Source organism: Pseudomonas sp. NFPP24 (assembly GCF_900112095.1).
Classification (GTDB): domain Bacteria; phylum Pseudomonadota; class Gammaproteobacteria; order Pseudomonadales; family Pseudomonadaceae; genus Aquipseudomonas; species Aquipseudomonas extremorientalis.
Genome location: NZ_FOKD01000017.1, coordinates 37,295 through 63,396 on the forward strand (window position 1 = coordinate 37,295; position 26,102 = coordinate 63,396).

A 26,102-nucleotide genomic window follows, 5' to 3' on the forward strand; every position below is an offset into this window, starting at 1 on the left:
GCGAGGATTATTGACTAGCAGATGTCAGATTAGTGCCCGACTGCTGAAGGTTTTCCCGCAGCCCGCGCACCTGGTTTGAAACCATGGGCACGGGCGCTCCAGGCAATCGCCAGCGACACACCGATCAACAGCAGCATCGCCCACGGAAACGAGGCCACGCCCCAGGTCTCCAGCAACACCCCACCGACGACACCGCTGCCGGCGATCGCGCTGTTCCAGGCCACCACATTCAGCGACAGCGCCACGTCGGCGCCATCGCCCGCCGCATCGGCCAGGGCAGTCTGCAGCAGGGTCGCGGCGCCGCCGAAACTCAGGCCCCACACGGCCACGCCGAGGTAGACCACTTCCGGCAGGTTGCCAAAAAGGCCCAGCCCAAGCGAGACGACCGCGAACACCGCCAGGCTGACGAGCACGGTCTTGCGCAACAACGACTCAACGAGCCTGGCCGTGAGCCAGATCCCTGCCAGCGCGGCAACCCCGAACACCAACAGCACCAGGTCGACCCGCTCGGCCAACCCCGCCGGCGCCACGAAGGGGGCGATGTAGGTGTACAGAATGTTATGCGCCAGCATCCAACTGATCACCACCGCCAGCACCGGCCGTACGCCCGGCGTGCTCAGCACCTGGCCCAGCGACATACGTTGATGGGCGGGCTGGGGAGCGTAGTCCGGGACTTTGACCAACACCCACGCAATCAATACCAGACTCACCGCCGACATCAGGCCAAACGTGGTGCGCCATCCCACCAACCCACCCAGCCAAGTGCCGAGCGGTACACCCAACGACAGCGCAATCGGCGTGCCGACCATCGCCAACGCCAGCGCCCTGCCCTGCTGGTGCGGCGCGACCATGCGCCGGGCGTAACCGGCCAGCAGGCTCCAGGCCAACCCCGCTGCCACACCGGCGAAAAAACGCGCCACCAGGGTCACACCATAGTGGGACGACAGCGCGGTGATGGAGTTGAACAGCAGGAACCCGACGATGGTCAGCAACAGCACATTACGCCGGCGCCAGCCACGGGTCGCGATGGTCATGGGGATCACCGCCAGCACCGAGCCCAAGGCATACGCGGTGACCATCTGCCCGGCCATCGACGGGGAAATCGCCAGGCCGTCACTGATCAACGGCAACAGGCCGGCGGGCAGGGTTTCGGTGACGATGCAGATAAAGCCGGTCATGGCCAGGGCGAGCAAGGCGCCGATGGGCAGGCGGTCGGATGACGCCGATAAAGTGAGTGAAGGTGTCACGGGTAACTCCTTGAGCGAGATTTAAATACTGATCGATACAAATGTTGCGACCGGACATAGCGCGTTGTCAACGACATATGTATCGACTAGTATTTATCTCGCTTCCCCCACCGGAGATCCGCCATGGCACAAATGGGCCGCCCCCGCACCTTCGACCGCGATCACGCCGTAGACCAGGCCTTGCACCTGTTCTGGCAGCACGGCTACGACGCCACCTCACTCGCCCAACTCAAGGCTGGCCTGGGTGGCGGTATCTCCGCGCCGAGTTTTTATGCGGCGTTCGGTTCCAAAGAGGCGCTGTTCGACGAATGTGTACAGCGCTACCTGACGACCTACGCACAGGTCACCGAATGCCTGTGGGACGAAAGCCTGTCGCCGCGTCAGGCGGTTGAAACGGCGCTGCGCCAGTCGGCACGCATGCAGTGTGAAGACGGGCATCCCAAGGGCTGCATGGTGGCGCTGGGCGTGATGAGTGCGCCGAGCCCCGAGAATGCGCGGGTGGCGAATGGATTGACGCAATCGCGGCTGCGCACACGGGCGGGGATTGTGGCCTGTGTGCAGCGTGCGATACGTGCAGGGCAATTGCCAGGCACGATTGACCCGGCGGTGATGGCGACGGTATTTGACAGTTTCCTGCAGGGCATTTCGATCCTTGCGCGCGACAACGTACCCCACGCCAGCATCGACGCGGCGATCAGCCAACTGCTGCTGACCTGGGATATTGCCGCGTCTACGGCGCCGCCGATTCGTCCCGGCATTGCATCAGGAAATCCACAAACGCCCGCACCCGATGCGGCACATAGCGACCATGGGGATACAACAAGGTAAACGGCCGTGAACGCCCACCGAACGGCTGCAGGACTTCTACCAGGCTGCCGTCAGCCAGTTCCTGCTCGACAATAAACTTGTAGGTCTGAAACAACCCCGCGCCGTGCCTGGCCAGGGTCACCCCGCCCAGCACATCGTCGGAGCAGCTGTACCCCGCCTGCCCCGCATACTCTTGCGCCTTGCCATCCACCTGAAACAGCCAGGAGATACGCCGGCCATTGCTGGGCAGTTCGTACTGGATGCATTCATGGGCGGGTAGATCTTCCAGCGTCTGTGGGATGCCGGCGCGCTCAAGATAGGACGGTGCCGCGACCACCACCAACTCGGCGTCTTCCAGCAGGCGCGCAATCAGCGATGAGTCGGGCTGGGCGCGCACACGGACCGCCAGGTCGTAGCCTTCGGCGACGAAGTCGATATTGCGGTTGCTGATGTGGATATCCACCGTCACCTGCGGGTACAGCGCACGAAACTTCGGCAGTAGCGGCAGCAGACGGTGATGGGCGTAGGTGGTGGGAATACTGATACGCAACAGGCCGGACGGCACTGCTTGCGCGCCCATCACCTCCTGTTGCGCTTCCACCAGTTGGGTCAGGGCCTGGCGGCATTGTTCGAAGAAGGTGCGGCCACTGTCAGTGAGGCGGATGCTGCGCGTGGTGCGCATAAACAGCCGCGAGCCCAGGCGCTCTTCCAGGCGTGAAATGCTGCGGCTCACGGCCGCCGGCGTGACACCGGCAACCTGCGCGGCGGCGGTGAAGCTGTTGGCTTCGGCGGCGAGGCAAAACAGCTCGATGCTGCCGAGCTGCAGGTCTTCGAAATGGCGTTTCACACTGGGTCCACCCGGTTACGGCTGCGGGGGATTGCAACACGTCCGCGCCCAGTGTGCCACTGCTTGCTTACGCCGTTGGCTCGATCAGGGTTGTCAGCCGCGCGGGGTTTGCAAGGCGTGGTACCCATAGTCTGCGCGCGCTTGCCGCAATGGGACACCGGCGTCGATGGCCGCACGAATCTGTTCCTCGGCCTGGTGGATTTCTTCGGCGACCGTCAGCACCTCGCTCACTGAAACCGCAGGAATGACCACTAGCCCGTCACCATCGCCCCGTAGCCAGTCATCCGGTCTAACCCGCACGCCACCCAGCGTCACCGCCTCCTGTATCGCCTCGACACGCACGCGATCCTTGCCGGTGCGCATCCAGTTGCCCCGGGAAAAGATCGGGTAATGGAGTTCCAACGCACGATCGACATCGCGGCAGATACCGTCGATCACCGTGCCGGCCAATTGTTTGCGGGCAGCCGTAGAGGTCAGCAGGTCGCCCCATACGGTGGTGTCGAGGCGTGCCTGATTGTCGATCACCACCACTTGCCCTGGGGCAAGGTCGTCGATGTAGTCGCCCACCGAGCCCCCCTCCAGGCCAACAGGTCCGTAGCGCAGGGTCCAGGCTTTGCCCGTAAGGCTGAAGGACCGGTCCAGCGGCTTGATGTCGGTACATTGACAAAGGATTTTCAGGCGATCCATGGCATCGCTGAGGTCGGTACAACTGAGGGCGTCCAGGCGTTGATGAATAGAGCGTTGCATGAGGAAGGCTTCCTTGTGTTGAGGAGTTAACCTGCGTTCGCTGCCAGGCTGAGCGCGTGGATCTTGTCGACAATCTGCCGCGAAGCCTTGCGGATCGCCGTCGTTGTGGTGCCTGCAATATGCGGTGTGAGCTGGGCATTGCCGACGCCTGCCAGTGGCGAGTGGAAGCAGTCTTTTTCCAGGGCGAAGGTATCGATGGCGGCTGCTTTTATATGCCTGGGAAACGCCGTCATGAAACTCGCCAACTGCGCTTCATCGACGATGCCGCCGCGCGCGGTATTGATCAGTATCGAACCTTGGCGCATCTGCCTGAACTGGGTCAGCCCAAACAGGCCGCGGGTCAGCGGCGTCAACGGTACGTGGATCGAGACCACGTCGGCCTCCCTCAGCAATGCTTCGAGGGTTTGCCGGCGCTCAAGGCCAAGGCTGCGCGCGACCTGGTCGGTAAAGCGTTCCGAACCGGTGGCGATGACCTTGAGACCAAGCGCTCCCGCCTTGCGTGCGACCTCTTGAGCGATGCTGCCCGTGCCGACCACCCCTAGCGTGAGTTCACCGAACTCCAGGCCTGGCGCCAAGGTGCCCTTGGACCAGCATCCCTTGTGCGTTTCAGCGTTGTAGTGGTCAAGGTCCCGGGATAAATACAACGCCTGGGCCAGGACATATTCAGCAACCGCAGCCGCGTTGGCGCCTGGAGTGTTCAGCAGGGTCACGCCACACTGCTGGGCCGCTTGCCGGTCGATATGGTTGACGCCCGTACCGGCTTGAGCGATAGCGCGCAGCGGCGTTGGCAGAGCCGGTGACGCAGCGTTGCGAATCAGTTCGCCCTCAATGGGAATATTCAGGCGCGTCTTGAACACGCTGTACCCTCCGGCCAACATCACGGCCCCCATGAAAGCCTGCCGGTCGTGACCGTTGATCTCGGTGTAGTGAATGCGCTCGCCATAGTGCTCGCGGATACCATCCTTATCAGTGAAATAGTAGAGATTCAGAGTGACGACCAGGCCCAGCGCGAGGAATCGGTCGACTTCCTCGAATAACAACGGCGGGCCGGGTGCATCGAGTATCAGGGTGGTGAATGCCATGCTTGTGATCCTCTTGAACGGCGCACAACCGCGCCGACAGCCAGGTCGCCCCGGCTGTCGGCGGGTGCTTTACCAAGTGAAGTGGCAGGCGCTGTCAGGATCGACCAAGCCTGTATCGGTACTGGCTGCCGCCAGGAACCCACTGTAAAAATCGTTCAGTGAAGAGGCCTTGATAAAGTCTGGGTTGCTTTTGGCATAGATGAGGAACAACCGATAAATGCGCAGGTTTTTCTCTTTGCGGTAGACCTCGGCCTTGAGGCTAGGCCACAGATTGAGCAGGGAGTTTTCCTTGATTTTCCACGGGTCCTGCGGCTCTACGCCGGTGGTGGCCTTGTGCACAAAACGCTTACCCGCCACCACTTCCAGATGCAGGCTGGCCAACAGTTGCTCGCCGGTACCGACAGCTTCGGTGTGCAACGCCTGCGCCAGCGACAGGATGTGCGTTTTCTCTGGAACGCTGCCCGCCAAGGTCAGCCAGGCGCACGTGAGGTCGGTTCGGGCGATGGCGTACGCCATGCCTTTGACATAGCTGCGAAAGCTGTCGTCCTCCGTAAAGGCTTCCAACAATTTCGCCGCGGGCTCATCGGCGAACTGCCCGACCCCGATCAGTTCGCTGTGCAGTCCACTGGCCAAGAGGGCGCGAGTCCAGGGAATCGCACGAATGGCATCCGGCCTGGACTCGAAGACCTTGATATTGAAGAGGCGTGACGGCGGCCGAGTGCCCTTGGCGGTGGCCCTGACCACGTCGAATCGCGCCATGTCCCGCAGCAAGGCTGGCAGCGCCGGATGCTCGAAAAAACGCGACTGGTAGCGGCGCACGACATCGGACCAACGCTGGATCCTGTCGGCGATTACCGCCTCCGAGGGCTGCGTGCGGGGCTCAGCATGCATGCGGTAGAGTTGGCTGAGAAAATTCACCGATTGATTGCGGGTCAACAAATGGCCGCGCATTTCCGCACACCCGGCCAGCATGAATCGGGTTTCCGGTCCGTCCAGGGCGCCGAACTCTTGCAGGGTATCGGCGATCACTCCATTACAACGCGCATGCTCGCCCCCCATGATCACGTGGGTAACCACCTCGATACCGTACCGAGCCGCGATCCGCTGGTGCTGGTGAGCGATAGCCATGTTCAGCTTGTGCATCCCCTTGCCACCCTGCTTGCCAGTGTCGCTGGGGCCGAAGGTGATGTATTGGCGGTTGCCCCGTGATGCCAAGTGCTGCCTGTAAACCGGGCTTTCATAAATCTCATGCACCGTGGCCAGGGTTTGCTCGGCGCCCGCCAGGTCTTCGGGTTGCAGGGCGATGTCGATGCCCTCCCGCACCTGGGCCGCCTTCATCAAAAACAGGACTTCCAGCACACTGAGGCTCGATGTGTACTCGGCGATCCCGTGGATGTTCATGCGGTCGCGATAACGGTCGATCATCTCAAAACGTTCGACCGCATTGCGGGCGTCGTACATGCGAATGTAGCCCGGGTCCTGTTCCATCAATGCGATGTAGTCCTGGCCCTTGTAGCGCAGGGCTTTCTCTTCATAAATCGCAGCGGTGCGCCGCAGGTAGGCCTGCCAGAAATCCGTGGGCGGCTGAACGCTGTCGTCCGCCAGCGCGGCATCAAGCACCGTCCGGCGCTCCCGCTCATCCAGGTCACGATAGGGGCGGGATGTGCCTGCGCCAGGATCCTGTTGCCATTGGCTGGAAACAATCTCATCGACCACGCTGCTGAACATCTCGGCGTTTTCGCGGAACTCGATCTCCACATAATGAAAACCAAAGGCCTGCACCCGCAGCAACAACGGGTCGATGCCCGCAGGCTGGGTGAAGCGGATGCTGCTCAGCGCTTCGATCAATTCGGCCGGGGCGGCAAAGGCATCGGCGTGATCCTTGTCCAGTCGGGCACGAATCTCTTCCAGGCGATGCCGTGCGCCACCGTCTTTGATCAGGCTATTGATGTCTGCGATATAACGGCTGCGCAGCGCTGATTCCAGGGCGATAACCAAGGTTTCGGTGTGCTGGTTTGTGTCGTACGGTCGCCCATCCTTGTCGCCATACAACCAGGTGAACACCGTGAGCCACTGGGTCCGGGCCGCCAGACCCAGGGCCTGATAGACATCGGGCAATGCGTCGTACACGCTGTTGGCATAGAAGATCTGCGACTCGATATCGACACCCTGGTTGCCCGACCACACGGCGTTGTACAGCGCCAACAAAATCTCTTGAGTGGCCTGGGGTTTCTTGAGCCCGTGGTCTTCCAGATGCTGGGCGAGTTTTTGCAACACCTGGACAACGGAGTGCTTGAGTTGATCGGTCTCCTTGCACAGCAGGCCCAGGCTGACGTTCACCCTGGACGACCCGGCAAAGGTCGGCGGAGACACAGGGTTATGATTGGCCTGCGAAGCAATATGGGAAGCGACGCCCCTGACAGATACTTCAAACAGCAGTTGCTTGATCAACAACAATTTCCAGAACGCCTCGACGTCTTTACTGGAACGCGACTCAAAGAAGGCCTTGCCCAAGGCGGCGGCCAATTTCGAATCTGCTTTATCCAGATAAGACAGGGTATCGATTTCGGCGTAGATCCTCAGGCAGGCTCGGGTATGCGGACTGTGAGAAACATCATCGGTGCTGGTCTTCAGTGCCTGTTCCAACGCGCGCCACAACACATCATGCACAAGCGCGGGGTGTGTATGGCTGATAGAGGAACGGGTTGACGCATCTTCAAGTATGGAGTTGATCATGTGGTTCATCGGTTCAAGCCTCGATAATTAATACAGATCCCTTGTTTGCACTCCACCGCGTGGGTGGAAGCAAAATCATCAATGTCACAGGCCGAAACCACTGCGTCGCAACGAACGGATATCCCCTGTTCGCCGACAGAAAGCCCCCAGATCGGTACCGAAAAGCGGCAAAAAATCTGAAACAAGTTGTTACACTTCAACTTGAATAAATCATGTCGCCGCTTTTTCGACAAAAGACCTTTTTGGAATAAAACGCGCATAAAAAGATAGCCAGCTTAAGAACGGTTTCCCGATCCGACACTGACTGTTCTTTTTCAAGCAATTGATTATTAGGGGTTAATGAAGGGAGTCAAAAACGCATTACGCCCAGAAAGCACTCACGCCGACAGGATGTGCCAGGTCATTCTTAAATAATTCTTCATAAAGGCATGACCCCATATGCACCGGACGATCCCGAGCCCTTGGCATCGTGCCCGGCCGCGCAGGGGTGGACTCGGGCTCAAACGACGAGCGCAAAAAGATAGAAAATGACTGTGAATCATTGGGCAAAATAAAGGCGCTCCAAAGAGCGCCTTTATTCATTTCAACTCACTGCTCGCTGATGGACTTCACATCCGCCTTGGCAGCGCCACCAATCGCAATGCGTTTTGGCTTGGCTTCCTCCGGTACCACCCTGAGCAGGTCGATGCTCAGCAGGCCGTTGGAAAGCTGGGCGCCCTGCACTTCGATGTGGTCGACCAGGCGGAACGACAAGCGGAACGCGCGCTGGGCGATGCCCTGGTGCAGGTAGGTGATGCCCTCATCGTGCTCGCGCTTGCCGCCGGCGACGGTCAACACGCCTTTTTCCACCTGGATTTCCAGGTCATCCTCCACCAGGCCTGCGGCCGCAATCACGATCCGATAATGATCGTCACCGTGCTTTTCGACGTTGTGAGGTGGGTAGGTGGTGCCGGCCTCGCTGCGAAGCGCCGATTCGAAAAGGTCGTTGAAACGGTCAAAGCCGACAGAGTGACGGAACAGTGGGGCCAACGAAAGAGTAGTAGCCATTGCAAAATCTCCTGAGGTTTCTCCAAGTGATTTGATACGCGACCCGCATTCGGCATCGCGTAAAACCTAAGTAGGTTCGGGCTGAATATTTTCAAGCGGCGCTCACAAAATTTTTTTATCCGACATGATGAGCTCCCGACGAAAGGCTGACACAACGGCGCGCCAGGACCGTCGTGGGGTCAACCAGGGCGACCCGGTGGGCGCCGATCTCGAACGCCTCGCAATGCGCCAGCACCAACGGCAACTCGGTACACCCGAGAATCAACACCTTCGCCCCTTGTTCACACAGATGCTCTGCCGCCAGCAGCAACTGCTCACGGCACACGCCAGCGGTAAACCCCGCCTTGATCCCCCGTTCGCCGTAGATCGCCTCCATCACCAGCGCCTGGTAATCAAAGCCAGGCGTGATGAGTTGCAAGCCGCAGCCTCGCGCGGCCTGGTGGTAGACCTGGCTTTGCAGGGTGCCGGACGTCGCCAGCAAGCCCACGGCCTGGCCGCTGCCGTAGGTCTGCACGATCCACTCCACCGTCTCGCTGAGCATGTTGACGATGGGCACGCGCAGGTGCGCCTGGATGCGTTCGACAAACGCATGGGCGGTGTTGCACGGAATCGCGATGGCCTGGGCGCCGGCGCTTTCCAGGCGTTTGCAGGTGGCGTACAGGGCCAGGGTCGGGTCGGTTTCATCACGTAGCAGGTTGGCGGTGCGGTCGGGGATCTGCGGGTTCTGTTCCACCACCATCTTGATGTGGTCCTGGTCTTTGCCGGCCGGGGTATGGGCGACCACCTTGCCCATGAAGTCCACGGTAGCCGCCGGGCCGACGCCGCCGACGATGCCCAGTTTGAACGGTGGCTGACGCGCCGAACCATCGGCCTGGGTGGCGAACTCGGCGTAGATCTGGTTGATGTCGAGGGCGCTGATGCCACGCCGTTGCAGGTCGCCGCAGACCAGCGACAGCTCGGTCATGCCCGGCACAATCACCGTGGCGCCCTGCCCTTGCAGCGACAGGCACGCCTGGTACACCGACTCCAGCGGCACACCGTCAAGGTGGCCGTCCTTGATGCCGTTGACGCCGTACATCGCCTCCATCAAGGCGGCCTGGGCGTGGTCCTCCGGGTACACCAGGTTGAAGTGCTGGCCGAGGTGCTGTTCAAACAAGCCGCCGTGACGTACGAAGTCCGATGCGATCACGCCGAGGGTGGCGCCAGGCGCTATTCGACGGGTGATGTGCCGGACCAGCGCGTGCATCATGTCCAGCACGGGAATGCCCAGTTCCTGCTGGATTTCAGCGCGAAAGGTCTGGCTGGCGAAACACGGCAGCAGCACCGCATCCACCCCGGTGTTTTCAAAGGTCTTGCATACCTGGAACACATAGAACTTGCGCGCGGTCATGCTCGCGTTACGGTCCAGGGGCAGCAGTACATCCTTGAACGGGTGCTGCTCGAACAGGAAGTGATAGCGCCGCTGGTCCTCCAGCACGGCACGGGACTTGACGAGTTTGTAGAACAGATCGCCGCCCGCCAGCGAACCGAGCCCGCCGACGATGCCCAGCCGGGAGGTGGTTTTCATGCGTGCACTCCCTGCGGCAGTTCAGCGGGTTCTTCCGCGCTCTCGGATTTGGCCACCACCGCCGTGGCGATGCTGTTGCCCACCACGTTGGTGGCGGTGCGCGCCATGTCGAGGAACTGGTCGATACCGATGATCAGCAACAAACCCGCCTCGGGCAGGTTGAACATCGGCAGCGTCGCCGCCACCACCACGACCGACGCCCGCGCCACGCCGGCCATGCCTTTGCTGGTGATCATCAGCGTCAGCAAAATCAGCAGTTGCTGGGTGAAGCTCAGGTCGATGTTGTAGGCCTGGGCGATGAACATGATCGCGAACGCCTGGTACATCATCGAGCCATCAAGGTTAAACGAATAGCCCAGCGGCAACACAAAACTGGAGACCCGCTTGGGCGCGCCGAACTTCTCCAGCGCCTCCATGGTTTTGGGGTAGGCCGACTCGCTGCTGGCCGTGGAAAACGCCAGCAGGATCGGCCCGCGGATCAGCTTGCCGAGGGTGAACACCGAGCGTCCGAGAAACAGGTAACCGGCGGCGAACAACAACACCCAGAGCAGGGCGATCCCCAGGTAGAACTCGGCAATCAGCTTGGCGTAATCGGCCAGCAGGCCCAGGCCGTTGGTGGTGATCGCCGAGGCAATCGCGGCGAACACGCCGATCGGCGCGAAAGCCATCACGTAGTCGGTAATCTTGAACATTACCTTGGCCAGCTCGTCCACGGTGTCGGTGATGCGCTTGTAGCCGGCGCGCTTGACCCCGGCCAGGGCGAAGCCGAAGAACAGCGAAAACACCACGATCTGCAGGATCTCGTTGTTGGCCATCGCCTCGGCAATGCTGCGCGGGAATACGTGGCTGATGAAGGTCTTGAGGCTGAAGTCCCCGGTGTTGACCGGCACCGCTGCCGTCGCATGTTGCACCACCTGCATGTTCAGCCCGGCCCCCGGCTGGAACAGATTGACCAGGGCCATGCCAAGCATCAGCGAGACCAGTGACGCCGTGACGAACCACAGCATCGCACGCAAGCCGATGCGCCCTACCGAGCGCGAATTGCCCATGCTCGCGATGCCGCCCACCAGGGTGGCGAACACCAACGGCGCAATGATCATCTTGATCATGCGCAGGAAAATATCGGTGACCATCGAAAAGTACCCCGCCAGCGCCTTGGCGGCCTGCTCGCTTCCTGCATAGTGGTGACATGCCCAACCCACCAGCACGCCCAAGACGATGCCAACTGCGATTCGACGGGGGAGTTTGTTCTTCTTCACAGGTGCGGCCCTCAGATGGCTTTTGTTGTATGGAGCGGATTCTAGGGACCCACCCCGGCCGCCATGATGAGTAATCCAGCTAACCCCATGCGCTTTTGGAATAGTTTGCAGAAAGCCCAGCCCAGGCTGCGCGCGGCGGCATACACTCAGGGCTCATCGCCTGGAGAACCGGCATGCAGATCAAATGGTTGGACGACCTCTTGGCCATCGCCGAGTGGAAAAATTTCTCCCGCGCCGCCGAAGTGCGCTGCGTGACGCAATCGGCGTTGTCGCGGCGCATTCGTTCACTGGAAGAATGGGTGGGCGTCGAACTGGTCGACCGTGGCACCTACCCGGTGCAACTGACCGCCGCAGGCGCCGCCTTCTGCAGCGAAAGCCGCGACGCCCTCGCCGGCCTGATGCGCCTGCGCGCCAGCCTGCGTGAAGTGGAACGCATGCCAGGGCGCTCGATCCAGGTGACCGCCGCACACAGCCTGTCGATGACCTTCCTGCCCAAGTGGCTGACGCAGTTCCAGCGCCAGACCGAGCAGTTCAATGCACGGGTGGTGGCAGCGAATATTCATGACGCGGTGATTGCGCTGGAAGAAGGCAGTTGCGATTTGATGATCGTCTACCACCATCCCCTGGCGCCGATCCTGCTGGACGCGCAACGCTTCGGCAGCCTGGCCCTGGGGCATGATGCGTTTATTCCGTTGTGCGCGCCGGACAAACGCGGCCGACCGCTGTATCGCCTGCCGGGGAGCACCGGAAAACCCGTCCCGCATCTGGCTTACACGGCCACCACGTTCCTGGGCAGGGTCGCGGAAATCGTGATCAAGAACGGCCCTGCACCCGCCGTGCTGGAGCGCTGCTACGAAGCCGACATGGCCATGCTGCTGATGCGCATGGCTATCGAAGGTTACGGTGTGGCGTGGTTGCCACAGAGCGCGGTGGTGGATGAGTTGGAGCGTGGGCTGCTGGTGCGGGCGGGTGGCGAGGCGTGGAGTACGCGGTTGGAGATTCGCTCGTACTGCGCGATTGAAAACCAGAACCCAACGATGAGGAAGTTGTGGCGCACGCTGGAAGGGCTGCGCTGACGTCAATGCACCTGCGGTATCGCCATTCGCAAACGCTGGGCAAGTAAATCGGAGAACGCTTGCGCCAGGGCCGTACGGGGAACATCACTGCGAAAAACCAGGCCGAATGAATACGGCAAAACCGGTAAAAAAGGCCGCGTCACGATCGGCAAGTCCAAGAAATCATTGGCCAGCAATTCGTTGATGATCGACACGCCGATGCCCTCGGCGACGAAAGCGCAGGCGGCACCTGCCGAATGCACTTCCATGCGCACGTTGGGAAGAATGGACGCCTGCCGAAACACCTGGTCAAGCTCCGTGCGCAGGTTGCGCTGGCGGCCCAGCAGCACCAGCGGCACACCGCGCAAATCACTCACCTGGATAACGCGCTTTTCGCACAGCGCGTGCGTTTGGGGAAGCACGCACACGCCTTGCACCTGCAACACCGGCACCACGTCGAAGCCCGGCAATTCGGTGGGCAGGCGCACAAAGGCAAAATCGACGCTGCGGTCCAGCACCGCGCGCTCAAGCGCATCGTAGGAACCGGTGACCAGTTCGATAACAAGGTCGTCGCGGCCCTGCATGAATTCGGCAACCACACGGGGCAACCATTGGTGGGTCATGCTGGTGGGCACCGCCACACGCAGCAGCGCCCGGCCAGCGTGACCCAGGCGCAGGTCGTCGGCCATGCGCTGGACGCGTTGCATGTTGTCGACCAGCCCCGACACCTCCGGCAAAAACGCCTCGGCCTCGGAGGTCGGCGTCAGCCTGCCCTTCCTGCGCAGGAACAAGGCAAAGCCCAGTGACTCTTCGAGCTGGCTGAGCAAACGGCTGATGGCCGACTGGGACAAGCCCATGCGCGTGGCGGCATCGATGGTCGAACCGGTCGACATGATGGCCTGGAACGCTTCCAGTTGTTTGAGATTCACGCTCGGGCTCCAAGCAGACACGACTGGGCGCAGTTTCCGCTGGCAACACCTGCGGCGTCCAGCCTTGCAGCCCTACCAGAGCTTGATGTCGTAGGTCAGGTACAGGCGATTGTAGTCCCAACTGGTGAGCACATTTGAGCGGTACGCCGTGTTGCGAAATTCTGCCCCCAGGCCTTTGAACGTGCCGTCCTGGATCACGTACTTGAGGCTGGTATCCAGCTCGTGCTCATCGGCCGGTTTGCCAGAATACTTGGCGTCGAATCCTTTGTAGTAGCGGATCATGAAACTCAAGCCCGGGATCGCCAGGGCGGAAAAGTCATAGTCGTAGCGCAGCATCCAGGTTTTCTCATCCTCCAGGATGAATTTGCTCACGCCCGGACTGGTAAAGGACGTGGTGGCCGCACCATTCAAATAGGGCAATGCGGCGTTACCGGACAATTGCTGATAGCCGCCTCCGAACGTATGCCCGCCGAGCCGATAACTCAAGGAGCCGCTGAACATGTCGGCGTCCGCAGCACCGTTATAGGCCGCCCCCGTTTCAAAACTGTTGTAATAACGCACGTCCGTCGTCAAGTGACCTGGCCCGACAGCCACTTTATGCACAACCCCGAGAAAGTGTTGGCGATAGAAGTTTTCAAGTTCTCCGTAGTAATAAGACAGACTGATGGTTTTATTGAGTGCATACGTACCACCCGCAAAGTAAAAGTCACCGTGCTTCGGGCCTTTGTAACCGCTCGGTATCAGATCGACGTTATCGCTGGAGTTACGCAACTTTGATTGATCCAGTCGCCCACCTTGCACAAACAGATGTTCGATACCGGTGTATTCAAACTGCGTACCTTGGAACGTCTGTGGCAGTAAACGCCCATCGTTGTAACTGACCACCGGGTTCTTGGGCAACAACGTGCCCGTCTTCACCACGACATCGGCGAAACGCAGCTTGCCGGTCACGCCGAGGCTGGAAAAATCACGGGCGGCGCGGCCATCATCATGCACTGGCAACAGGCCTGTACCGGCGTGTGCAGGGCTGGAGTCAAGCCTCAGCCCCAGCAGGCCAAGGGTGTCAAGGCCAAACCCGACGGCCCCGGGCGTGAATCCGGAACGCATCGTCAGCAACAACCCCTGTGCCCATTCGACACGGTCGTTGCCGCCGCTGCGGTTGTCATGATTGAAGGCGTAATTACGCAACGCAAGGTGGCCGGTGGAATCCCCGAGGAAACCTTCGGCGCGCACGCTTGATATACCAGGCACCATTAAGCTGGCGCACAAAAGCCCGCCGGTCGTTATAAACGCACGCATAGTTAAGCCCTCAGCTGTGTTTTATTTTTTGTGGCAGAGAGTAAGAAAAGTGACTTGACCAGGTATTTCCTGGCCGATGTTCTTCGGTGTTAATGACCTGAATGAGCAAACAACGCTATCGAATTAAAACAGGGGCGACAAGCTTATGACAAACGCGCATCAGGCTATGACAAATAATCCGACAACACCTTCAAACGCATAGCCCAATACGCGTTCGTCATAACGTTGTGAGGTATTTACGATTGCCCTACTGTGCCGATGTAGCCGTTGGCTATCCCCATAAAAAAAAGATGAGAGCACCGCTATGTCATCCACTGCGCCAACAGTCACCGACACCGCGCCACCCAAAAACACCCGCCAACTCAACCCGGCAATCATCTTGCTGAGCATTGTGTTCCTGGCGATGGTGCTGACTTATGTGGTGCGCTCCGGCCAGTTTGAACGCCAAGACGTCCGCGTGATTCCCGGGACCTATCAGGTACTGGAAAAAGACACCTCGCTCAGCCAACTCTTCGCCCTGCCGCCGCGCTCGTCGAATAAAACCGTGGCACAACCGGTATCGCTGGCCGAGACCTTTCTGGCCATTCCCCTGGCCATCGAGAAACGCGCCGGGCTGATTTTCATGGTGCTGTTCATCGGTGGTATGTTTGCCGTGCTGAACAAGACCGGCACCATCGATGCCGGCCTGGACCGACTGCTCGGTGCCACCAAAGGCAACGTCTACATTCTGGTGCCAACCCTGATGCTCGCATTGTCGGCAGGCAGCACCTTCATGGGGCTGGCGAAGGAATACATCATGTTCGTGCCCGTGATGGTGGCCATGGCAAACCGCCTGGGCCTGCCCAACATCGTCGGCTTGGCAATCGTCGCGCTGGCGGTAAAGACTGGGTACATGGGCTCGATTTCCAACCCCATCGCGCTGTCTGTCGCGCAACCCTTGGTCGGCCTGCCAGTGTTCAGCGGGCTGAGCATGCGCATCGTCGCGTACTTCATTTTTGTCACCCTGGCCGTGGGCTACATCCTGTTCTACATCCGCCGGAGCGGCTTCGATACCTCGGCCACATTTTCCCACTCGGGCAAAAAACTCTCCACGCGGCACACTCTCAGCCTGATCACACTGGGGGTGGGCGTCGGCTTCCTGGTGTACGCCTCCAATACCTGGCACTGGAAGTACCCCGAGCTGTCCTCGTATTACCTGGCGCTGACCATCGTCTTCGCCGCCATCGCAGGCATGAGCCCGAGCACCACGGCAAGCACCTTTGTCGAAGGCATGAACAAGATGCTCATGGCCGGCGTGCTGATCGCACTGGCCACGGCCGTGGAGTCGATCCTCGCCAGCGGCCAGGTGCTGGACACCATCGTGCACGGCCTGTCGCAGATCATTGGCCAGCACGGCCAACTGCCTGCGGCGTTCGGCATGTTCTTCGCGCAGATGAGCCTGGATGTGGTGATTCCATCCACCAGCGGGCAGGCCGCCGTGACGATGCCGATCTTCGGTCCGCTGGGCCAACTGGCCGGCGTGAGCCCGCAGACCACGGTGTATGCCTTCCTGCTGGGCAACGGCTTGACCAACATGATCACGCCCACTTCCAGCGGCCTGCTGGTACTGCTTGCTGCGGCCAATGTGGGCTGGGTGCAGTGGGCTCGGTTTGTGCTGCCGCTGTTCCTGATCTGCACGGCGGTGGCGTTGCTCCTGCTCGCCTGCGCCGCCCTCACCGGCTATTGAATTCGACTGACCAAGGCTTTGTCATGACCCTCCCTGCATTCGAAAACATGCACATCGTACGCAACCAGATGATCACCCTGCGCGATGGCGTGCGCCTGGCCACCGACATTTATCTACCGCTGGGCACCGGGCCCTGGCCGGTTGTCATCGAGCGCACGCCCTACGACAAATCTGGCCCCTCACGCTCGGAAAAACGCCTGGACGGGCTGCACCTTACCCGCGAGCAAATGGCCGCAGCTTTTACCGAGCAGGGCTTTGTGGCGATCTTCCAGGATTGTCGCGGGCGTTACCGTTCCGAAGGTGTGTTCACCAAATACATCAATGAAGGCGAAGACGGCTACGACACCTTGCGCTGGATCGTCGAACAGCCCTGGTGCAATGGCCACATCGGCAGCATGGGCCTGTCCTATGCAGCGCACACGCAGATGGCGATGGCCTGTTGCAATGCGCCAGGTCTCAAGACCATGGTGCTGGACTCGGGGGGGTTCGCCAACGCCTACCAGTGCGGCATTCGCCAGGGCGGCGCGTTCGAACTCAAGCAAGCGACCTGGGCCTACAAGCAAGCCCAGCAAAGCGCCGCCGTGCAGGCCGACCCGCAGTTGCGAGAGGCGTTGGCCCAGGAAGACATTCTCGATTGGTTTGCGCGCATGCCGTGGCGCCCTGGGCATTCGCCATTGCGCCATGTACCGGAGTATGAAAACTACCTGTTCGAGCAGTGGTCCCACGGTGACTTTGACCAGTACTGGAAGCAACTGGGTATCTACGCTGAAGGTTTCTACGAGCAGATCCCGGACATCCCGGTGTTGTTCATGTCCAGTTGGTACGACGCCTATGTCAGTTGCACGCTGGACAATTTCACGGCGTTCACCGCACGCAAGCAGTCACCTCAACGCCTGATCATGGGCCCGTGGCTGCACGGTGACCGCAACATCAGCTACAGCGGCAACGCCGAATTTGGCAACGCCGCGCCTTTCGACGGCAACCTGGGCGAAGACTGGTTGAGTTGCCGAGTGGAATGGATGCAACGCTGGCTCAAACCGACCGACGCCGGACGGCACGCCACCCATCAGGTCGATGTGTTCCTGATGGGGGGCGGCAGCGGCCGAAAAAATGCAGAGGGTCGGCTGGAGCATGGCGGGCGTTGGCTCAAGTCGCCGTGTTGGCCGCTCGCGGGCAGCCAACAGCTGAACCTCTACCTGACACCACAAAAAGCCCTTTCGCCGCTCGCTCCTGTGGGGCCGCCCAGTTCATTGAGCTACTTCAGCGATCCCGCCCACCCGGTGCCGACCATTGGCGGCTCGTTGACGTCTGGCGCTCCGGTGTTCGTGGGTGGCGCTTTCAACCAGATCGAAAGCCCGGACTTTTTCGGCACCCGGGGTGACCACTCGGCACTGTGCGACCGAGATGACGTAGTGAGCTTCGAAACCCAACCGCTTGAGCACGACTGGGTGGTCGCCGGCCCGGTGAAAGTCGAACTGTGGGTGCACAGCAGTGCGCCGGATACCGATTTCACCGCCAAGCTGGTGGACGTCTACCCGCCGAGCGGCGATTACCCGCAGGGGTACGCCATGAATATCACCGACGGGATTATCCGGTGTCGCTACCGCGACTCGTGGGAACACCCGGCTCCGCTCACGCCGGGAGAGCCGTTCAAGGTGGTGATCGAACCCTTCGCCACCTGCAACCTGTTCAAGCGTGGCCACCGCCTGCGCCTGGATATCGCCAGCAGCAACTTTCCGCGCTTCGATGTAAACCCCAACAGTGGCGAGGCCGAAGGCATGGGCGAGCATCCGCAGGTGGCGCGCAATACCGTGCATATCGGCGCCGGGCATCCGAGCCGTTTGATACTCACGATCGTGAACAGTGCGCTATAGGAGGCGGATCAAAACTCTGATACATGGCGGCGCCGGCAGAGTCGGCCATGTGGCGATCCATCTGGCCAAGGCCATCGGCGCCAGGGTGTTCCCCCCCGTGCGTGAAGCCAATATTGAGTTCGCACAACGCATGGGCGCCGATGTGATCATCGACTACGAAAAGGAAGATTACGTTCACGCCATCCTGCGGGAAACGGACGGGCGCGGCGTTGATGTGGTGTTCGATACCATCGGCGGCCACACGCGTTCACGGCCTCGATCATGGACATAGCGCAGCCGCGGAACCTGGTCCAGGCCTGGGGCAAGAACGCGATAGCCGTCGTGCCCACTCAGGAAGCAACGCCATGATTTACGAGATCGCCGTGCTGCCGGTTCATAAAGAACACGCCGGTGAGGCTTACTGTTAAGTGAAGGACCAGAAACGGCCTCGTCTTGCTCTCTTAAACAAATCGTCTATTACTTTATATTACCCACTAAATGCACGGTCCACCGCGGTGTGCGCAATGTTGTACGTCAGGAGAAACGTATGGCAAAGAAAAGCGCACCCAGCGCTACTGCAGCGAAGACCAAGCCGCCCGCACGCATCCGCAAGACAGTAAAGACAGCAGACAAGCCGCAACCGGCAGTCACCCCGCCCCCCGAGAGTGATGTGGCGCAGATCAAAGCGTTTCGCCAGCAACTGGCCGAGCGGGGCTACGAGTCAGTGTTCGACGTCGTCCGTAAGGGCCGTGCCGAGACGATATCCAACTATCTGGGAAAGAAAACCGCGAAGCGCGAGCGGGCTGCGGCGCAACAGTTTTTTGAACAGGCCGAAGCCCACGCCGCAGCCTTGACCCGGTTGCATCGCCAGTTGACCGCACGCGGCGAGCCGATCGCCCAGGCCATCGCCAAGCTGGGCATTGCCTATGATGCCGAGTGGCTGGATCGCGCCATCGGCTCCAGCGGCAATTATCAAGATTGGTTCGGCCGGAACCTGCTCTATGCCCATCCCGATTCGGTGGGCTCGCTGTTTTCCCCTGGCAGTTACCTGACGACGCTGTACCGGGTCGCCAAACCGTTGCATCCCGCCACCCACGGCTTGCAGCTGGACAAGCGGCGCCCCGACCTGAATCGCCTGCCGTTGAGTGACACCCACCTGAACCAAGAAATATCCACCTTGACCCTGATCCTGGAGGTATTGGAGCAAGGCGTGGTGGGGGATGCCGAGGAACAGCTGCGTACCAAGGTTTTTCCGATGATCTTGCCTTACAACCATGCCAGCGAGCAGATCCGCCAGGGCTTGGCTGCCTTGAAGAGTTCGCAAGCCGAAATATGGGCCACGCTGGGCGATAACGAAGCGCGCGCGTTCTCATCTATCCCCTTTGATGCATGGATCACCCAAGTACTGACCCCGGGCTGCGTGCGCGATCGGCTGGCGTTATCGCCTGAGGAGTTCGGGATACTGACGCAGGGCATGCAGAACACCCAGGCCACAGTCGGGCGATACTACGGTTTGAGCCGAATTGCGGACATGACGCATGTGGGGTCGGAGGCCGCTATTACAGCGATCCAGAAGGATCGGTCCTTGCTGGAACGTACTCAGCTGGACCAGGAGACGTTGATGCAGGCACTGGGTGTGGGTGCCATTCAGAGAGATGTGGGCGATCGCACACTCGAATACCGTAAACCGGTAGAACTAAGGATCGATCACTCGCCTGATGATGGTGGCTATTCTTTAGTCACGATCTACGACATGAGAATAGATAGGGAGGCTGATCAGATTACTTGGGTGGCTCAGGTAAATGCCCGGCATACCGTCACCTATTCATATATGGACGATGCGTCACTCTTTATTGAAATGCGCTGGGGAAACGAATCGGTCACGAGTGACGACCCCATGATCCATTGGAGTAACGGCACGCCGGCAGGAGTGACGCGAGAAGTGAGAATAACCTTGGATATCGACTCAGGAGTGCTGAGCCGATCTGATTTTGTTCTAACCTTTGTTCTTGGGTATTCCCCCCCCTACCGACCCAGGCCTCGGCAATATGTATCAAACGGCCCAATCTCCCTGGAGTGGCCGTTGATTGCCCCGCAGAAGTACGGCGCCCGCTACATTCACGGCTGGGATAGTGACGTCAACCCCTACCCCCCTCTGTATGCGTACGTAGGAACACGGGCAGGGCACCCCGCGACGCCGCCTGCCAACAACCCGGCGACCAGCAGGCTGTACAACCGTCATGGTCAAAATCTGGAACGGCTCAATCGCGTGATCCGGCTTCAGCGGCGCGTCGGGATAACCTTCGAAGAGCTCGATTGGTTGATCGTGGCGGCGGCGGTCAACCTCTCCGATTACCCGTTGACCCGGCCACTCCAAGCCTTGGCCGTCTACCTGCCGCTGCGTGAACGCTACGGTTTTTCCGTCAATGCCTTCGTTGCGTGTATCGGCTCGATCAACACCTACCACCGCCCGGGCGAGCAGTCGTTTTTCCGGGAGTTGTTTGGAAACGACGATTTTCTCAGTACGCGCCTGTTCCTGTCGCCACCGCGCGACGACGCACCTTCACAGGCGGCACGCGCCATATTGTGCCGAGGGTTGGGCATCAGTGCCGATGTGCTCATCATGCTGGCCCGCTTGCTGCCTGGAGTCATCGATAATGGGGGCGCCATCGGCTATGTCCTGCCCACCCTGAATATAACGCATGTAGACGCACTCTATCGGCTGGTGGCGATCCCACGCCTGTTTGGGCTGGCTCCGGACGAAGCATTGCAGTTGTGGAATCTGCTGGATGCACCGGGAGTGATCGCTCAGAGTCTCAGCCAGCAAGAGCGTCCGGTGGGGGCAGCGCTCGCGGCGTTGGAACGCACGGGTTACCTGGTGGACTGGATGCGGCGCGAAGGTCTGGATGCCGCCCGTCTGATTGTGATGACCTCTCGCGACTACCGCCAGGTCGCGACACCGGAGCTGCAAGGCTTTTTGCAGAACATCTACAGCACACTCAGTGGACAACCCGGTGATACTCGCAGCGAGCAGGCGCTGTTCGAACTGCTGTGTCGGCACATCGGTGCGCAGTTTGGTTTGAAACCGAGCACGTCCCTGCGTCTGATCGAATGGATGGATGCCGTTGCCGCTCGCATGAATCCGGCATTTACCGGCTACTCGGTGTTGACCTTCTGGAATCAGATCCAAGCCTATTACAGTAGCCCGGTGCGGGGGTTATCTACCCTGGAATCTGATCTCCCACAGTTGGTGCAATATGCAAACCTGATTGCCCAGTTCGCCCTGCTGTGCCATTGGGCGCAACTCAGCGAGCAGGACCTGGCACTCATCATGCCGCGCCCTTCCCGTTCGCTGCTGACCGGCGAATTATTGCCGCCGCTTCCTGACCTGCCATTGCTGTTGCTGCTGTCACGCTACCGGCACTGGCAGAAATTGCTGGTACTGCCGGTGGCCGAAGGGCGGCGGTATTTGCAGCGCGCTGCGGTCGGCGAGTGGACGGCGCCCGCGGACATAGCACAGGAGCTTGCGCTGTTACATGGCTGGGACAAAATCCAGGTACTCGGCTGCATGGAATCACTAGGCGTCTCGCCCAGGAGCTTTCGTGAGCTGTACCCGCTCGTCGCGCGCATGCAACTGGGGCAGAAGCTGGGCCAGGCCCCGACGGATCTGAGCCTCCTGGATCTGTTGGCCGGACTGATACCCGACCAGAATACGCTTGAACAATTCGCTGCCAATATCCTTGCCGCTGCCCACGCCTGAACCGGAGGCATCATGAATAGCGCATTGGAAAACTCGCTCAACCAAACCAAGCGCGATGCGCTGGTGAGCTACTACCTGCAGTACGTCATTCCTGATCGTGAGCTGGGTACTCTCGCCACAAACATCAAAACGGCCGACGACCTTTACGAGTACCTGCTGCTGGACCCGCAGGTGAGCGGCCAGGTCACGACCAGCCGGATTGCCGAGGCGATTGCCAGCGTTCAGCTGTATATCCATCGCTGTCGCCAGTGCCTGGAACCCGGCGTCAGCCTACCCGCCATGGCAGAGGCTTCGCGCCCCGGCCGCTACCTGGACCAGTGGGACGCCTACAACAAGCGTTATGCCACTTGGGCCGGGTTGCAACTCTTGCTGCACTACCCGGCCAGTTATCTGGACCCGGCACTGCGTTACCGCAAGACCACGCTGTTCAAAAACCTGGAGCAGACCATCAACCAGGGACGGGTGACCGAAGAGCGGGTCGAGCAGGCGATGCGCGATTATGTGGGGGAGTTGCGGGCTGTGCTGGATATCAGGTCGTTCAGCGCCTACCAGGCCGAGCCGGATGTGAGCGACACACCGGTCTATTTCTTGGGTCGCTCGCTTGATCAGGATGGCGACTACTACTGGCGCTATGTTGATGGCAGCAGCGGCGGAGTCAACGGTCGATTGCGTAATCCTGTGGCCTGGAGTGAGTGGTCCAGGATCCAAGTGCCTATCAAAGCAGAAGGTGATCCAGCGATTGTGTACTTCAATCACCGGGTCCATGTGATGTGGTTACACAAAAAGATTCGTAAACTGCAGGTTGATCAAGCCAGTAGTTCGGAAAACGATGTGCGGGCATGGGAAATTGTCTCGTGGGAGCTGCACCTCGCTTCGTTGCAGGCAAATGGTCAATGGGCGCAGCGTAGCTATCCATTGGAACATTTAATTCCTTCTACGGATCTCGTCAGCCCTACACGTTTGTTTGCAGCAGAACTAAGAGAGGAAGGGAGCTCAGCAGATCGGCCATTGGGTGTGTTTTTCGTTCAACAGGAAACAAACACCAACGTGCGCTACTTATGTCTTTTAAACAAACTTCTACAACATATCGACTCGCCCGGTAAGTCGTGGGAGTTCAATTTTAACTATGACATTGAATCCGTCACCACGCATACCAACTACCCAGTGTTTCCACCACTTAAATACCAAGCTCGCTTGGCTCCCCCGATTGATACCTTGACGGTAGCGGCATCAGCGAGAGCCGAGGACAACACCGCCACTCTTACTGACTTTAGAATAACGAGTGGAGCATTGTCTTTTACATCTACCCCCAAGAATCACGACGACCATGCGTACTTTGTTACATTGACAAAAGGCGGCGGCATTGAACCTCTATATTCGTCTATAGAGATCCGCACGAATGCAAATAAAAGAGTGCGTTTGCCAACAGGTTATAGCCAGCAAGTCATAGCGTCGAATCACGGTATAACGATTAGGTTATTTTTGATAACTACCTTCCCCGAATACAGTGAGCGTATTGTCTACGATGTCCCTCTCGTGCGAGCGGTTTTCGATCAACCCGCAAAAATCACGAACTTCACGCCGAACGTCAACTGGTGGATGGTGACTTCTCCCAAGCGCTTGGGACACAGTCAAATCTTTCACCTACGATCCAACGGAACCAACGGCGGTGCCGAGCATGTGATGACGACCCTTGGAGGGCCGCTACTGGAACAACGGATGCAGGAAGGCACCGACGTGCTGCTTTCTTGGAACACGCAAGCCATCCCTGTCGACCCGAGTGGATCGAATTGGGGCGGCACAATCATCAATACCCCCATGCGCTTCGAAGGTGGCATAGGCCAATATACCTGGGAGCTGTTTTTCCACGTGCCTTTCCTGATCGCCAATCGGCTGCTGGCCGAGCAGCGTTTCGACGAGGCCGAGCGCTGGTTCAAGCGCATTTTCAATCCCGCCGGCTATCGCAAGGAAGACGGCAGTCTCGACATGATCGGCAGCACACCGCGCTTCTGGAACGTCCAGCCATTGCAGCAGGACACCACCTGGAACACTTCCTCGCCGGAAAACACCTATGACCCAGACCTGATCGCCGCCAACGACCCCATGCACTATAAGCTGGCCGTGTACCTGCGTTGGCTGGAACTGTTGCTCGCACGGGGCGACCATCTGTACCGCCAGCAAAACCGTGACAGTTTGACCGAAGCCAAGATGTGGTATATCCAGGCCCTGCAACTGCTGGGTAAGCGGCCAGCCATGCCGCTGCTGCTGAACTGGGCTGATCCGACGCTGGGTCAGGCGAGTGTCGAAAACAGCGTGTCACTGAAACGCCTGGAAAAGCTGTTCGATGACAACCCCAAGGCACTGGCACCCGGCCTGGTTGGGCAGATCCAAGTGACCAACGGCCCGTTCAAGGCACCCTTCGATGACGCCTTGCTGGATTACTGGCGGCGGGTGGAGCAGCGTCTGTTCAACCTGCGCAATAACCTCTCACTTGACGGCCAGCCGTTGATTTTGCGGCTGTTCGAAGAACCCGTCTCCCCCACCGCCCTGCAGCAGGCCCGTCAAGCCGGGGATGGCAGCGACCCGGCGCCCTCAATGGCCGGCCTGGGCCTTTGGAGCCAACGCTTCCCGCTGTTGCTGGAGCGCGCCCGTACGGCCGTGCAACAGGTGATCCAGTTTGGCAGCAACTTGCAGGGCATCCTGGAGCGGCGCGACGCCGATGCGTTGGGGGTACTGCAACAGACCCAACAGGGCGCCTTGTTGGGTATGGCCAACGAAGTGCATCTGGCGAACATCGCGTCACTGGAACACAACCTGGCCTCGTTGCAGGCGAGCCTAGCCGGCGTTAAGAAGCGTCAACTGCATTACAAGGGTTTGTATGACCGGCATATCACCGACAACGAACAACGCGCCATGGATTTGCGCACCAGCGCCAATGACAAACAACTCAGCGCCGGCGCACTGACCACCACCGCGGCCCTCTTAAACCAGATCCCAACCCATTTCACAGCTGGCATGGCCTACGGCATCGGCTACAAGGAGTTTGGCGGCTTGGCCCAAGCGGCGGCAAAGGTGCTGGAGCTGGATGCGCAATCCAACAACGGCAAAGCCAACAAACTCGAGGCTTCCGAGCAATATGCACGCCGACGCGAAGAGTGGCAGGCCCTGCGTGACCAGAGCGCGCATGACATTGCCCAACTGGACGCGCAGATCCTTTCAGCAACGGAACAGATCACCATGGCGAACAAACAGTCGGCGCAAACAGAACGGGAACAGGCCTATAACCAAGCGGTCCTGGATACGCTGAGCACCCGCTTCAACAGCCAGACGCTCTTCAACTGGCAGGCCGGCCGCCTCGCGGCGCTGTATTACCAACTCTATGATTTGGCCGTCGATGTCTGCGCCCGCGCACAGCGCAGTTATCAATGGGAAACAGGCGATACTACGGCGTATCTGCGCCCGGGCAATTGGAGCGACACCTATCAGGGCCTTTTGGCGGGTGAAGGCCTGCTGCAGAACCTTCAGCACATTGAAAACAGATACCTGGACTGGGACCGCCGCACGTTGGAGGTACAACGCACTGTTTCCCTGCAGCAATTGTCGAAGCAGACCATGAGTCACGTAGTACGCGACCTGCTCAACAACGTTACCTCGCCCAGCAAACCCGAGGTGATCGAGGTAAGCCTGGCGAGCGACCTGCTGGCGATCAAATTCAACTTGAATACCATGCAGATAAACGATGATTACCCCAGCGCACTGAATTTGGGCACGTTGCGCCAGATCAAGACGCTGAGCGTGTCGTTACCGGTGGTGCTTGGCCCTTACCAGGAGGTCCAGGCAGTGCTTCAGTATGCCTCCACCCATTCGCTCGCTGACGGCTGCAAGGCGATAGCGTTGTCCCACGGGCTTGATGACAATGGCCAGTTCCAACTTGATTTCAATGACGGCAAGTATTTCCCGTTCGAAGGTATACCGATCAACGAGGGCGTCTTCGTGCTGTCATTTCCGAACGCCACGACGCGTCAACGCGAGCTACTGATAAGCCTGACGGACGTTATCCTGCATATTCGCTACACGATTCGCCAAGCAGCCGTGCCTCGCAACGCCACAGTTTCACAGCCCTAGTACCGGCTTGCCAGAC

The 26,102-nt window shown here is 59.7% G+C and carries 16 protein-coding genes and 1 pseudogene; 7 read left to right on the top strand and 10 right to left on the bottom strand.

Features of this window, described 5'->3' with window-relative positions; translation table 11 throughout:
* Positions 1-29: 29 nt before the first annotated feature.
* Positions 30-1,247, bottom strand: a complete 1,218-nt coding sequence (locus BM026_RS27015; protein ID WP_092250635.1) for an MFS transporter — start codon at positions 1,245-1,247, stop codon at positions 30-32.
* Between the two features lie 123 nt (positions 1,248-1,370).
* On the opposite strand from BM026_RS27015, the gene BM026_RS27020 reads away from it, so the two are divergent.
* Positions 1,371-2,075, top strand: coding sequence for a TetR/AcrR family transcriptional regulator (locus BM026_RS27020; protein ID WP_092250632.1), 705 nt, complete (start codon positions 1,371-1,373; stop codon positions 2,073-2,075).
* Here the strand turns inward: BM026_RS27020 and BM026_RS27025 are convergent.
* From BM026_RS27025 to BM026_RS27055, 7 genes are all read right to left on the bottom strand, one after another.
* On the bottom strand, positions 1,978-2,901 hold the full coding sequence (locus tag BM026_RS27025; protein ID WP_093530703.1) for a LysR family transcriptional regulator: 924 nt from the start codon (positions 2,899-2,901) through the stop codon (positions 1,978-1,980). The genes BM026_RS27020 and BM026_RS27025 overlap by 98 nt on opposite strands.
* Before the next feature lie 93 nt (positions 2,902-2,994).
* Complete coding sequence (locus tag BM026_RS27030) at positions 2,995-3,648, bottom strand: RraA family protein (RefSeq protein ID WP_092250629.1); 654 nt, start codon at positions 3,646-3,648, stop codon at positions 2,995-2,997.
* A 26-nt stretch (positions 3,649-3,674) separates the two neighbouring features.
* Positions 3,675-4,730 carry an NAD(P)-dependent oxidoreductase gene (locus BM026_RS27035; protein WP_092250626.1) on the bottom strand — a complete coding sequence of 352 codons (1,056 nt, stop codon included), beginning with the start codon at positions 4,728-4,730 and terminating at the stop codon, positions 3,675-3,677.
* Between the two features lie 69 nt (positions 4,731-4,799).
* Complete coding sequence (locus tag BM026_RS27040) at positions 4,800-7,466, bottom strand: phosphoenolpyruvate carboxylase (RefSeq protein ID WP_256575373.1); 2,667 nt, start codon at positions 7,464-7,466, stop codon at positions 4,800-4,802.
* A 588-nt stretch (positions 7,467-8,054) separates the two neighbouring features.
* Positions 8,055-8,513: an Hsp20 family protein gene (locus tag BM026_RS27045; RefSeq protein ID WP_071490189.1), complete on the bottom strand. Its 459-nt coding sequence runs from the start codon at positions 8,511-8,513 to the stop codon at positions 8,055-8,057.
* A gap of 115 nt (positions 8,514-8,628) precedes the next feature.
* On the bottom strand, positions 8,629-10,080 hold the full coding sequence (locus BM026_RS27050) for a cysteate racemase (protein WP_093530705.1): 1,452 nt from the start codon (positions 10,078-10,080) through the stop codon (positions 8,629-8,631).
* Positions 10,077-11,339 (bottom strand): dicarboxylate/amino acid:cation symporter, encoded by a 1,263-nt coding sequence (locus BM026_RS27055; RefSeq protein WP_093530707.1) that lies wholly within the window; start codon positions 11,337-11,339, stop codon positions 10,077-10,079. Before BM026_RS27055 ends, BM026_RS27050 begins: the two co-directional genes overlap by 4 nt.
* Positions 11,340-11,512: 173 nt before the next feature.
* Between BM026_RS27055 and BM026_RS27060 the strand changes: the two genes are divergently transcribed.
* Positions 11,513-12,415 (top strand): LysR substrate-binding domain-containing protein, encoded by a 903-nt coding sequence (locus BM026_RS27060; RefSeq protein ID WP_092250614.1) that lies wholly within the window; start codon positions 11,513-11,515, stop codon positions 12,413-12,415.
* Positions 12,416-12,417: 2 nt separating this feature from the next.
* On the opposite strand, the gene BM026_RS27065 is transcribed toward BM026_RS27060, so the two are convergent.
* Positions 12,418-13,323, bottom strand: coding sequence for a LysR family transcriptional regulator (locus tag BM026_RS27065; RefSeq protein ID WP_093530709.1), 906 nt, complete (start codon positions 13,321-13,323; stop codon positions 12,418-12,420).
* Positions 13,324-13,395: 72 nt separating this feature from the next.
* Positions 13,396-14,622, bottom strand: coding sequence for an OprD family outer membrane porin (locus BM026_RS27070; RefSeq protein WP_371914424.1), 1,227 nt, complete (start codon positions 14,620-14,622; stop codon positions 13,396-13,398).
* Between the two features lie 304 nt (positions 14,623-14,926).
* Between BM026_RS27070 and BM026_RS27075 the strand changes: the two genes are divergently transcribed.
* The 5 genes and pseudogenes from BM026_RS27075 to BM026_RS27095 all read left to right on the top strand — a co-directional run bounded on the left by BM026_RS27075 (position 14,927) and on the right by BM026_RS27095 (position 26,086).
* Positions 14,927-16,348: a YfcC family protein gene (locus BM026_RS27075; protein ID WP_093530713.1), complete on the top strand. Its 1,422-nt coding sequence runs from the start codon at positions 14,927-14,929 to the stop codon at positions 16,346-16,348.
* A gap of 47 nt (positions 16,349-16,395) precedes the next feature.
* Positions 16,396-18,222 (top strand): CocE/NonD family hydrolase, encoded by a 1,827-nt coding sequence (locus tag BM026_RS27080; protein ID WP_092250743.1) that lies wholly within the window; start codon positions 16,396-16,398, stop codon positions 18,220-18,222.
* Between the two features lie 16 nt (positions 18,223-18,238).
* Positions 18,239-18,534, top strand: a pseudogene (locus BM026_RS27085) (zinc-binding dehydrogenase); the annotation flags it as partial.
* A 214-nt stretch (positions 18,535-18,748) separates the two neighbouring features.
* Positions 18,749-21,961, top strand: coding sequence for a Tc toxin subunit A (locus tag BM026_RS27090; protein WP_093530715.1), 3,213 nt, complete (start codon positions 18,749-18,751; stop codon positions 21,959-21,961).
* Between the two features lie 12 nt (positions 21,962-21,973).
* Positions 21,974-26,086 carry a Tc toxin subunit A-related protein gene (locus tag BM026_RS27095; RefSeq protein WP_093530717.1) on the top strand — a complete coding sequence of 1,371 codons (4,113 nt, stop codon included), beginning with the start codon at positions 21,974-21,976 and terminating at the stop codon, positions 26,084-26,086.
* Positions 26,087-26,102: the final 16 nt, after the last annotated feature.

Excerpts from the sequence above, each read along its gene's own strand:
- BM026_RS27095 (WP_093530717.1), top strand. The coding sequence starts at position 21,974 with ATGAATAGCGCATTGGAAAACTCGCTCAACCAAACCAAGCGCGATGCG.
- BM026_RS27050 (WP_093530705.1), bottom strand. The coding sequence starts at position 10,080 with ATGAAAACCACCTCCCGGCTGGGCATCGTCGGCGGGCTCGGTTCGCTG.
- BM026_RS27045 (WP_071490189.1), bottom strand. The coding sequence starts at position 8,513 with ATGGCTACTACTCTTTCGTTGGCCCCACTGTTCCGTCACTCTGTCGGC.
- BM026_RS27090 (WP_093530715.1), top strand. The coding sequence starts at position 18,749 with ATGGCAAAGAAAAGCGCACCCAGCGCTACTGCAGCGAAGACCAAGCCG.
- BM026_RS27070 (WP_371914424.1), bottom strand. The coding sequence starts at position 14,622 with ATGCGTGCGTTTATAACGACCGGCGGGCTTTTGTGCGCCAGCTTAATG.
- BM026_RS27060 (WP_092250614.1), top strand. The coding sequence starts at position 11,513 with ATGCAGATCAAATGGTTGGACGACCTCTTGGCCATCGCCGAGTGGAAA.
- BM026_RS27075 (WP_093530713.1), top strand. The coding sequence starts at position 14,927 with ATGTCATCCACTGCGCCAACAGTCACCGACACCGCGCCACCCAAAAAC.
- BM026_RS27035 (WP_092250626.1), bottom strand. The coding sequence starts at position 4,730 with ATGGCATTCACCACCCTGATACTCGATGCACCCGGCCCGCCGTTGTTA.
- BM026_RS27020 (WP_092250632.1), top strand. The coding sequence starts at position 1,371 with ATGGCACAAATGGGCCGCCCCCGCACCTTCGACCGCGATCACGCCGTA.
- BM026_RS27040 (WP_256575373.1), bottom strand. The coding sequence starts at position 7,466 with ATGATCAACTCCATACTTGAAGATGCGTCAACCCGTTCCTCTATCAGC.
- BM026_RS27030 (WP_092250629.1), bottom strand. The coding sequence starts at position 3,648 with ATGCAACGCTCTATTCATCAACGCCTGGACGCCCTCAGTTGTACCGAC.
- BM026_RS27080 (WP_092250743.1), top strand. The coding sequence starts at position 16,396 with ATGCACATCGTACGCAACCAGATGATCACCCTGCGCGATGGCGTGCGC.